General features: G+C 52.1%; 8 protein-coding genes and 3 pseudogenes. 4 read left to right on the top strand and 7 right to left on the bottom strand.

Features of this window, described 5'->3' with window-relative positions; all coding sequences use genetic code 11:
- Positions 1-148 precede the first annotated feature (148 nt).
- Positions 149-983 (bottom strand): annotated as a pseudogene (locus tag ACEQU8_RS06500) (IS3 family transposase); the annotation flags it as partial.
- An 18-nt stretch (positions 984-1,001) separates the two neighbouring features.
- A pseudogene (locus tag ACEQU8_RS06495) lies at positions 1,002-1,277 on the bottom strand (transposase); the annotation flags it as partial.
- 225 nt (positions 1,278-1,502) lie between these two features.
- Between ACEQU8_RS06495 and ACEQU8_RS06490 the strand changes: the two are divergent.
- The 4 genes and pseudogenes from ACEQU8_RS06490 to ACEQU8_RS06475 all read left to right on the top strand — a co-directional run bounded on the left by ACEQU8_RS06490 (position 1,503) and on the right by ACEQU8_RS06475 (position 4,795).
- Positions 1,503-1,910 (top strand): hypothetical protein, encoded by a 408-nt coding sequence (locus ACEQU8_RS06490; protein WP_370262389.1) that lies wholly within the window; start codon positions 1,503-1,505, stop codon positions 1,908-1,910.
- A 102-nt stretch (positions 1,911-2,012) separates the two neighbouring features.
- Complete coding sequence (locus tag ACEQU8_RS06485; RefSeq protein ID WP_370262388.1) at positions 2,013-2,732, top strand: RHS repeat domain-containing protein; 720 nt, start codon at positions 2,013-2,015, stop codon at positions 2,730-2,732.
- Positions 2,733-3,153: 421 nt separating this feature from the next.
- Positions 3,154-3,345 (top strand): annotated as a pseudogene (locus ACEQU8_RS06480) (RHS repeat-associated core domain-containing protein); the annotation flags it as partial.
- Positions 3,346-4,105: 760 nt separating this feature from the next.
- On the top strand, positions 4,106-4,795 hold the full coding sequence (locus ACEQU8_RS06475; protein WP_370262386.1) for a hypothetical protein: 690 nt from the start codon (positions 4,106-4,108) through the stop codon (positions 4,793-4,795).
- Between the two features lie 6 nt (positions 4,796-4,801).
- On the opposite strand, the gene ACEQU8_RS06470 is transcribed toward ACEQU8_RS06475, so the two are convergent.
- The 5 genes from ACEQU8_RS06470 to gmd all read right to left on the bottom strand — a co-directional run bounded on the left by ACEQU8_RS06470 (position 4,802) and on the right by gmd (position 10,069).
- A complete protein-coding gene (locus tag ACEQU8_RS06470) occupies positions 4,802-6,289 on the bottom strand; it encodes a mannose-1-phosphate guanylyltransferase/mannose-6-phosphate isomerase (protein ID WP_370262385.1) in 1,488 nt (495 codons plus the stop codon).
- Between the two features lie 70 nt (positions 6,290-6,359).
- Positions 6,360-6,833 carry a GDP-mannose mannosyl hydrolase gene (locus ACEQU8_RS06465; RefSeq protein WP_370262384.1) on the bottom strand — a complete coding sequence of 158 codons (474 nt, stop codon included), beginning with the start codon at positions 6,831-6,833 and terminating at the stop codon, positions 6,360-6,362.
- A 3-nt stretch (positions 6,834-6,836) separates the two neighbouring features.
- The gene (locus ACEQU8_RS06460) at positions 6,837-8,012 is read right to left on the bottom strand and encodes a DegT/DnrJ/EryC1/StrS family aminotransferase (RefSeq protein WP_370262383.1); all 1,176 of its coding nucleotides are present in this window, start codon (positions 8,010-8,012) and stop codon (positions 6,837-6,839) included.
- Complete coding sequence (locus tag ACEQU8_RS06455) at positions 8,009-8,935, bottom strand: GDP-L-fucose synthase family protein (RefSeq protein ID WP_370262381.1); 927 nt, start codon at positions 8,933-8,935, stop codon at positions 8,009-8,011. The genes ACEQU8_RS06460 and ACEQU8_RS06455 overlap by 4 nt, the downstream gene beginning before the upstream one ends.
- Before the next feature lie 12 nt (positions 8,936-8,947).
- Positions 8,948-10,069 (bottom strand): GDP-mannose 4,6-dehydratase, encoded by a 1,122-nt coding sequence (gene gmd, locus ACEQU8_RS06450; protein ID WP_370262380.1) that lies wholly within the window; start codon positions 10,067-10,069, stop codon positions 8,948-8,950.
- Positions 10,070-10,145: the final 76 nt, after the last annotated feature.

The following is a 10,145-nucleotide window of genomic DNA, read 5'->3' as shown; positions in this document are numbered from 1 at the left end:
AACCTCATTGATCATAAAGCCGTAACAATGAAAGTAAGCGAAACAGTCACTACTGAGGAGGCTCCGTTATTTGAGACAACGGCATGGTAGTGAGCAAACCCCACCAAACTTGCTGGACTCGCCCCCGTATTACAGGGCCATCGGTATTAGTTAATTGACTTTGCGAGTCAGGCCGATTGGCCAGACGAGCATAGTCACGCTTGAATGTCTTCACAAAGCTTTCAGCCATACCGTTGCTTTGCGGGCTTTCAACCGGCGTTCTCACGGGTTTGAGGCCCAATTGTTTTGCAAAGGTTCTCGTTTCAATGGCGGTGTAACAAGAGCCATTGTCCGAGAGCCATTCAATGGGAGTTTGCGCCGTACTGCCCGCGCCAAACCGGTATTCCACTGCTTGCATCATCAAATCTCCAACCAGGCCAGCGTCAATGCCTTTGGTGGTTGCAACCCAGCTCATGACCTCGCGGTCACAGCAATCCAGGGCAAAGGCCACGCGAACTTTCTCACCGTTGTCACAAGCCAGTTCAAACCCGTCCGAACACCAACGTGTGTTGCTGGTTTGAACAGCCACTTTGCCGTCGTGCCTACGCGTCTCCCTAGGTTTACTGCCATGCCTAAACAACAACAAATTGTTGTCTCGCATTACTCGGTAACCCGTTTGTGGTTCACCATTCGTGGGCTGTCATCGACACCTTGAAACTTCAGAATCGCCCATACACGGCGATAGCCGTAGGTGGGCAGGTCTTTGGCAACAGTGATGATGTCGCTCAACAACTGGTCATCATCAGGCCTAGGAGGCGCCTTTCGACGGTCAATCCAATCAGTTTTTCTGGTTCTCAAAGCGGTCATGTGACTGCGCGAAACGCCAAGGACGAAACAGACCTCTCTTACTGGTCGTCCCCGGGCAACAAGGGCGAGTGCACAATCCACTTTCGGCTTTTACCGTACTCAACCGCTTCCTTGAGAATTTCGTTCTCAGGCGTTTTGCGACCAAGCGCAGCCTCTAGCTGTTTAATACGCTTCAAAGCTTCTTTCATTTCAGAAGCTGGTACCACTGGTTCGTTGGCGCCAACAGCAACCAAAGAACCGTCTGTATATGCTTTGCGCCATTGGAACAACTGGCTGGCGGAGATGCCCGCTTCGCGGGCTACCAAGGAAACTGTCTTACCTGTTTGGTATGTTTCCTGGACCAAAGCCAACTTCTCTTCAGGTGTCCACCGCCGACGGCGCTGGACACCCGTAATCACTTCAACCCGTTCGGGCTTGCCTTCTGAACTCATAGTCGTAAACATAGATCTATTCCAAGTTCCAAATTTAAGGAATACCTCCGGTACTGTCATTCAAGGGGCAAGTTCAGGTACAAATCCAAAGCGGCACGGTTGGTCATCAGGTTCATGAGGGCAAATTTTATCCCGGAGGCGGCAATCAGATCCAAAAATTAAATTTTTATGACCGAGCAAAACTAATCCCTGTGGGTCCCCCAAGGCCAATAGAATGAGGTTAACGTGGAAGATCTTGAGTTTTATGAAACATTTTCAAGAGATGTGACTAGCGGTAAGCATGAAGATTTGAGCATTCAAGACAGGCTACCGAATAAAATTAATTGGCTGGTCGATAACGAAGAGTTTTCTATCGCTTGCGATCAAGGTCTGATCGCTAAACAGTTTAGATCCAATATCCTCGTAATTGAGGCCCCATACGACCTTGAGAAAAACTCTGCATATTTGGTAACGGTCAAGGGACAACTAATAAGCAGCATACCCAAAAAATACGACTGCGTATCGCTCACTTTTTACGATATCTTGACGAGTCCCCCGTATGCGATATTACTGGCTGCCAGCACGAGCGGTGACTTTCAATTAACAATCGACCCACGCAACGGCACCATCCACAAAAGTGCTCCCTTTCGATAGATTATTCGATTCTAAGGTTTCGTACATGAGCCTCAGGAGTAAACCTAGATCACAGAGCGTGTAGGCCCGACATTTGAGCCCTTCACCTTCAAACCCCTGGCCATGGTGCAACACGGCCAAGTGCTGCACTACCACACCGACCACATCGGCACACCGCAGGAGCTAAGCAACAGCGAAGGCCGCATTGTGTGGCAAGCCCGCTTTAAGGCCTACGGCGCACTGGCCTTGGCCAGCGTGAGCGAGGTGGCCAACCCGCTGCGCTTTCAAGGCCAATACTTCGACGAAGAAACCGGGCTACACTACAACCGCCACCGCTACTACGACCCGCAGTGCGGGCAGTTCACCACGCAAGACCCCATTGGCCTGGCTGGCGGGTTGAACGCCTACCAGTACGCGCCTAACCCAGTGACATGGGTTGATCCGTGGGGGTTGACTTGTAAAGAGCTTAAGCCTCAAGTTATTAAAGACATTGAAACCCCGTATGGACCTGCTGTTCAAAGCGATGCTCCTGAGGCTATAGCTGCGAGAGCCAAGGTTGAAAATGGGGGGACTCTTTACAGAACAGGAACCTTGGGGAAAAGTCAGACAGCGGAAGCTCAGTTTTGGGCTCTAGAAAATCCGAATTCTGCTGGTTATGCGCAACGTTACGGAATTCCTCAGGAAAATATTGAAAAAGCCAACTTTATTGAAACTGCTGTGTTGAAACCTGGTACCCCATTTATAACCAGACCAGCGCCGGGGATCGGCCAAAATATAGGGGGAGGGATTGAAGTTGTGGTACCCGAAAACGGGGTCAAGATGAAGTATTTTGGCACCAAATAAGGAGGTTATTTGTGATGGATGTTTACGCAGAAATACGGTCGCTTGCAGCAGCGTTAGCAAAGAAAGGTATGACAACGGAGTCAGATGAAATCTTGGGCGCGTTGCAGGAGGGCTCGACTGCGACTGAAATACTAATGATCGTTAGGCACAGGATTCGCATTTTGAAAAATCGTTGCACGGTTTCTGATCTTGATATTTTGAGACGATCAAAGCTAATAATCGACGAAATCAATCAGGTGTGTGGATAGTCAGGATTCGGTCATGGTCTGCAGTCGCTCGATGAACCGCCCCGGGTTCTGAGGAAGCTCCGTTATTTGAGACAACGGCATAGTAGTTGTCACCGCCAATGTAAAAATGACCCAATAGGGGATGCGGACAAAATATTCTGGTGAAAAGTGGACATTCAATGTTGGTGTTGACAGTGGCCAACCCGCTACGCTTTCAAGACCAATACTTCGACGAAGAAACCGGGCTACACTACCACCGCCACCGCTACTACGACCCGCAGTGCGGACAGTTCACCACGCAAGACCCCATTGGACTGGCTGGCGGGTTGAATGCCTACCAGTACGCGCCAAACCCTGTGACGTGGGTGGATCCGTGGGGGTTGAGTTGTAAGGAGAGATACGCTGCATCGAATACACAAGGGGGCGCATGAGTGCATCATTACGAACCCGACGCCGACAACAGATTCGGACATTACAGTGTAGAAGTTGAAACATCGACTAACAGAGCACACACCCACCAAGTCATCACCGCACCGGACCACAGTTCAACAACAGTAGTAAGCGCCACGAGGTACCCTGCTCAGGCCAAATTAAGGTCCACGACGGAAATACCACTTAACAATGCGCAAGCGGCCATTGATTATCAAAAGAGGCAAATCAACAAAGAGCTCGGCCGCTACAATCGTCAAACCAACAGTTGTGTCACACACGTATGCAAGGTACTCAGGCAAGGAGGGGAACGGGTCCCTGAAGGAGCACTTCAAGAGTACAAGTATTTGAAATAACTTGGAGCTGGCCTATGACCCAATTCTTGTGCCCAATACATGGAATGCAAGCAGCGTTGTTTACATCTTCTAAAATTCAACGGCGCATTGTGAGAGGAAATAAAATTCAACGTTGTGAACTGGTTCATCTAGAACTGACAAAACTTTCTGAGGTGCCCGCGGTGTACAAAGTGGATCGTGAGTTTATTGAGGAAAATAGGGAAACGATTAAGCAAAGCACGGAGGAATCCGAGTTTGAGCTTGAATGCAAACTTGTTCCAGTCTGCAAAAAATGCTTCTACGAGCATCTTATTGATTAGCCGCAGTGATCTGCCTTGGAATTTTCGATTCAGATTGATTTAACCACAGAGGGAAGACACCGTTGAAAAGCCTCATCACACCAGTTTTATTTTCATCCGCCCTACTCGCCAGCGGCCAAGCATTTGCCCATTCAACAACGCCACCGCAGCGCTTGGTCGATAAAACCTACGCCACACTGGGCTTGCAAGGTATCGGTATCGGTCTTGGAAAAAGCCACAGCAACACTTTGGGCTACAGGGTGGACTTGAATGGCGGGAAGTTGAACACCGATGGTGTTGAATCGGGAACACGCTACAGAGGCGAACTAGAGCTTCAATCCGCGGGCGTCTATATGGATTATTTTCCCTGGGCGGGCGCTTTCAGGTTATCGGCCGGCCTGGCGTATTTTGGATCCAAGTTGAGCCTAAGCGCATCTGGCACTGGCCAAACCGCGGACATCAATGGTCGGCCTGTGGTGTTTGGCCCCAACGACCGCATTGATGCAGCAGTGGACTGGCCAAACGTTGCGCCTTACATTGGCTTGGGCTTTGGGCACGGGCAAAGCGCCCAAAGCGGGCTTTACCTTGGCGCCGATTTGGGTGCATATTTGGGCGATTTCAAAAGCAGCCTGACCGTGTCGCCCAACCTTCGCGCCCAACTTGGTCCCACCGCTGATTCTGATATTCAACGCGAACGCGAAGAGCTTGAAGACGCGGTGGGCAAACTGGGGTTTGTGCCTTCGCTGCAGTTTTACCTCGGGTATCGGTTTTAAAAACCCTCACGCCCTCCCATACACATCATCAAATCGCACAATGTCGTCTTCCTCCAGGTAGTCGCCACTTTGCACTTCAATCATCACCAAGTTCATCACGCCTGGGTTTTCCAGGCGGTGCTTGTTGCCAGCGGGTATGTAGGTGGATTCGTTTTTGCGGACCAAGAACACCTCTTCCCCGTTAGTGACACGCGCCGTGCCACTAACCACAATCCAATGCTCGCTGCGGTGGTGGTGCATTTGCAGGCTGAGCGCTGCACCCGGCTTTACTTCAATGCGTTTTATTTTGTAGCCGGCGCTGTCTTCCAGCACGGTGTAAGTGCCCCACGGACGGTGCACGGTGGGGTGGAAGTTGGTCAACTCGCTGCCCTTGGCTTTTAGCACATCTACCACCTGTTTTACCTCTTGGTGGCGGCTGCGGTCGGCCACCAGCAAGGCGTCTGGGGTGTCGATCACCAGCAGGTTGCTCACGCCCAGCGTGGCCACGGCGCGGTTGCCCAAGCGCACATGGGTGTTGCTGCTGCCGATGTTGATCAGCTCGCCCTGCCCTTCTGCTTGCACGGTGTTGCCCTGCGCATCGGGCTGGCATTGCTCGGCCAGCGCGGCCCAACTGCCAATGTCACTCCAAGCAAACTTCGCAGACACAACGGCCACGTTGCTGGCCTTTTCCATCACAGCGTAATCAATGCTGATGTCGGGCAACTGCGCAAAGGCGTCTTTGTTAAAGGTCACCACCTCGCCCTTGCTTTTTGTATTGGTGGCGGCTTTGCTGCCTTGCATCACCACCTCGGCTTGCTGGGCCACATCGGGCTGGTGCTGTTGCATCGCGGCCAGCAATTGCTGCGCACCGAATGCAAACATGCCACCGTTCCACACATACTGACCGCTCGCCAGGTACTCCATGGCCAGTTCAAGCTTGGGCTTTTCTACAAAACGCTGCACGGCATACACGGCTTGCAGTTCGTTTACTGGCGCACCTTGTTGAATGTACCCAAACCCGGTTTCAGGCGCTGTGGGTGCTATGCCAAAGCAGCACAGCCAACCCGCCTTGGCCGCGGCCAAGGCCTGCTGCGCCACGCGCACAAATTCGTCCACCGGGTTAATCAAATGGTCGGCTGGCAACACCAGCAGCACAGGGTTTTCATTGGGGTAACGCGCTTGCGCCCACTGTGCCGCCAGCGCAATGGCGGGCGCGGTGTTGCGGCCTTGCGGCTCGAGTAACTGGTGCAGGGCGATACCGCCCCCTTCGCTTTGCAGCACGGGCAAGCATTCGTCTTGCAACAAAAACTGGTAGCTCTCGTTGCTCACCAGCAAAATGTCTTGCGCAGCCGTGCCCTTGATGAGCGCTGCAGCGCGCCGCACGGTTTGTGCGATCAGGCTTTCGCTGCCCACTTTCAAAAATGGTTTGGGGAAATTTTTTCGCGACAAAGGCCACAAGCGCGTGCCTGCGCCACCGCACAAAATAACGGGAATGACTCGCTTGCTATTGCTCATGGTTTTTACCTGCGCTAAAAAAATATGCTGATTTAAAGTTGTAACTTAAATTTGCAAAACTCTACGCCACTTAAAAATACGCCTTGGTATTTGCATGCACATCCGGGTGGATCAACAACTCTGCAGGCCGCATCCACACATACTGCTTGTGCTGGGCTTTGGGCAAAGCCTGCAGTGGCAAATCACCTACCCCAAGCTGCGCCACAGTAAGCCGATGCGCCAGCACCACGTAATGCGTTCCAAACCCGCTCTGGCCTGCAAAATTGTCGGGGTAGTGATGCTCGTACACGTTGCAAAACACATCGGTGCGGTTTAGCAAAGTGTTTACCCCCAACTCATCAAGCACCGTTCTCTCAAAGCCCTGCTGCAGGGTTTCGCCCTTGCGCACCACACCACCGGGCACAAACCATGTGTGCTGCGCGGGTTTGTTGGTGCGCCACCCCACAAGCACCTCGCCCTTGGTGTTGCTCACCACCAGGTCTATAGAAACAAGCGGGGCACGCTGCACCACGCCAAGCCATTGATCGTGGGGCAAAGGCTGCATGGTTTAAAACCGCAAGGCGGTCTTTAGGTCGGCAATGGCTTCTACCAATGGGTAATGGTGGTTGCCAATAAACAGGCCATGCCCATCCAGGTGTTCGGCATTTTTTAATTGGCCATGCACCTCGTGGCTAAAATATTTCACGCACTCGTTCTTGGCAAAGTTGCCCGCCACAATCGGCCTGCATTCAAATCCACCCGCGTTTAGTTTCTCAATCAACTGCTTGCGCGTAATGTCAGCCCCTGGCTTGATAATCAGGCTAAATCCAAACCAACTGCTTTCACCTGTTTCTTGCTGAATCATTACCTGCGGGTGGTTTTTAAATGCTTCTTGGAACAGAGCACCGTTTTTACGACGGTTCGCCACCAGGTCGGGCAGCTTTTTCAACTGCTCAATGCCAAGCGCCCCGCTTAGCTCCAGTGGCCGCACGTTGTAGCCGGGCAGCACAAACTTAAAACTTTCTTCAAAGGGGTCATCGCTTTTTACGCCAGTGACCCTGTTGTGCTTGGGCAAATTGCGGGTCCAGCCATGGGCTCGCATGCTCAGCAGGATGTGATAAAGCTCTTCATCGTCGGTCACGATCATGCCACCTTCCATGGTGGAAATGTGATGCGAAAAAAACGAGCTGTAGCTACCCATCACACCAAATGTGCCAGCCTGTTTGCCCTCAAAGGTTGCCCCCATGGACTCACAATTGTCTTCCATCAGCACAATGTTTTTGCCAGCAATTATTTTTTGAATGGCTGCAAAATTGTTGGGGTTACCCAGCAAGTTAACTGCAAAGATCATGCGTGTGCGGGGCGTTATGGCAGCCTCCAAAGCCTGCAAATCGAAGTTCAAGGTATGCAGGTCTATGTCCACAAACTTTACATGCAAACCATATTGCTGCAAGGGGTGGTAAGTGGTACTCCACGACACGGCTGGCACAATCACCTCATCGCCCGCATTCAACTTAAGCGCCGCGTTTTGTGTAAAAAACAAAGCACCCACCATCAACAGGTTTGCTGAAGAACCCGAGTTCACCATCACGGCGTGGCGTGCGCCAAAGTAGTCCGCAAATTCTTTTTCGTAAGCAGCCACATGCTGCCCCATGGTGAACATGCCCGATGCAATCACCTTTTGCATGGCATCGTATTCTGCGTTGTCCCAGGTTGTAGTGGCCAAAGGGTATTTGAAGCTCATGCTTGCACCGTTTCCAAATAAAAGTTGTAGGTTTTTCTTAATCCATCGAGCAGCGTGTGCCTGGGTTTCCAGCCCCAAGCGGTTTGCCGTGTTACGTCCACCATTTTTCGTTTCATCCCAACGGGTTTGCTTAAGTCGTGGACAAACTCACCACGCCAACCCAGCACCTGTGCGGTCACCTGGTAGTACTCGTTCACCGTGTGGTCTTGACCAAGACCCAGGTTCATTACCGCGGGCATGGTGTCAAAATGTTCCAGGGCATACACCACTGCATCGGCTACATCGCCTGCATACATAAATTCGCGTCGCGCTGTGCCATCGCCCCAAATTTCAACATTGGGCAGGCCCTGCATTTTTGCAGCATGCACTTTGTGGATGATTGCCGGGATGAGGTGAGAATGTTTGGGATCGAACTTGTCATGCCGCCCGTACAAATTACAAGGCACCATGGTTTTGTATTGCAGCTCAGGTTGGGTTCGGGTGATGTATTCACACAACCGTGTGCTGACTATTTTGGCCAAAGCATAGCCCTCGTTGGTGGGCTCCAGAGCCCCTGCCAACACCAATTGCTCACTCAAGGGGCTTTCTGCTTGGGCAGGATACATGCAACTGCTGGCCATGTTCAGAAGACGCCGCACTCCGGCCTGCTTGGCCGCCATAATCACGTTGCGGCCGATGTCCAGGTTTTCTACCAAAAACTCCACCGGGTTGGCCATATTGGCTTGTATGCCACCCACGCGACCCGCAGCGTGTACAACCCAATCAGGCTGGTGCTGATGCATGTAAGCCAGCACACTGCCAAAGTTGAATAAATCAAGCTCTGCTCGCTTGGGGGCCAACACTTGCACGCCGCCGTGCGCTGCCAGAGCCTCCTGAATATTGCGGCCCACCATGCCATGGCCGCCAGTAATCAATATTTTCACTGTGGTGCCCCTTCAGCGCTCAATGCTGATTTGTACATCGTAGCCATGCTGCTTCAACAAGGCTTGGCGTTTGGCGGCTTCAAGGTCGGCGGCCACCATTTCCTGCACCATGTTTTGCAGGGTGATGCGGGGCGTCCAGCCCAACTTTTGTTTGGCCTTGGTGGGGTCGCCCAGCAAGGTTTCCACCTCGGCAGGGCGGAAATAACGTGGATCAATTTGCACCACCACGTCACCCTCTTTCAGGGCTGGCGCCTTGCTACCTTCCACCTTGGCCACCACCCCTTTTTCTTCCACGCCCTTGCCTTGCCAGGCAATCGTAATACCCAACTCGGCGGCGCTCATTTCAATAAACTGTCGCACGCTGTACTGCACGCCAGTGGCAATCACAAAGTCTTCTGGCTTGTCTTGCTGCAGCATCAACCACTGCATTTCTACATAATCTTTGGCGTGGCCCCAGTCGCGCAAGGCGTCCATATTGCCCATGTACAGGCATTTCTCCAGGCCCACGGCAATGTTGGCCAAGCCTCGGGTTACCTTGCGGGTCACAAAAGTTTCGCCCCGGCGTGGGCTTTCGTGGTTAAACAAAATTCCGTTGCAGGCATACATGCCATAGCTTTCGCGGTAGTTCACCGTGATCCAGTAGGCATACATTTTGGCCACTGCATAAGGGCTGCGCGGGTAAAACGGCGTGGTCTCTTTTTGGGGAATTTCTTGAACCAACCCATACAGCTCTGAAGTGCTGGCCTGGTAAAACTTGGTTTTTTTCTCCATGCCCAAAAAGCGAATCGCCTCCAGCAAACGCAGCGTGCCCATGGCGTCTACATCGGCGGTGTATTCGGGGCTCTCAAAACTAACAGCCACATGGCTTTGGGCGCCCAGGTTGTACACCTCGTCGGGCTGCACCTGCTGAATAATCCGGGTTAGGTTAGAACTGTCGGTGAGGTCGCCATAGTGCAGCGTCAGGTGAGGGTTTTCTACGTGCGGATCTTCAAAGATATGGTCTATGCGTTGGGTATTGAACAAAGAAGCCCTGCGCTTAATGCCATGCACCTGGTAACCCTTGGCCAATAAAAACTCTGCCAAATACGAACCATCTTGCCCGGTGATACCGGTGATTAAAGCCACTTTGCTCATGCTGGTTTACCCTAATTTATGTGTATGTCAGGGGTTCAGCTTAGGCCAACCAGCTGAGTTAACTCAAGAAAGACCA

Source organism: Limnobacter sp., from assembly GCF_964228395.1.
Taxonomy (GTDB): domain Bacteria; phylum Pseudomonadota; class Gammaproteobacteria; order Burkholderiales; family Burkholderiaceae_B; genus Limnobacter.
Note: the sequence above shows the minus strand (reverse complement) of the source record. Positions and strands in the feature narration are given on the sequence as shown.

Excerpts from the sequence above, each read along its gene's own strand:
- ACEQU8_RS06485 (WP_370262388.1), top strand. The coding sequence starts at position 2,013 with ATGGTGCAACACGGCCAAGTGCTGCACTACCACACCGACCACATCGGC.
- ACEQU8_RS06470 (WP_370262385.1), bottom strand. The coding sequence starts at position 6,289 with ATGAGCAATAGCAAGCGAGTCATTCCCGTTATTTTGTGCGGTGGCGCA.
- ACEQU8_RS06465 (WP_370262384.1), bottom strand. The coding sequence starts at position 6,833 with ATGCAGCCTTTGCCCCACGATCAATGGCTTGGCGTGGTGCAGCGTGCC.
- ACEQU8_RS06460 (WP_370262383.1), bottom strand. The coding sequence starts at position 8,012 with ATGAGCTTCAAATACCCTTTGGCCACTACAACCTGGGACAACGCAGAA.
- gmd (WP_370262380.1), bottom strand. The coding sequence starts at position 10,069 with ATGAGCAAAGTGGCTTTAATCACCGGTATCACCGGGCAAGATGGTTCG.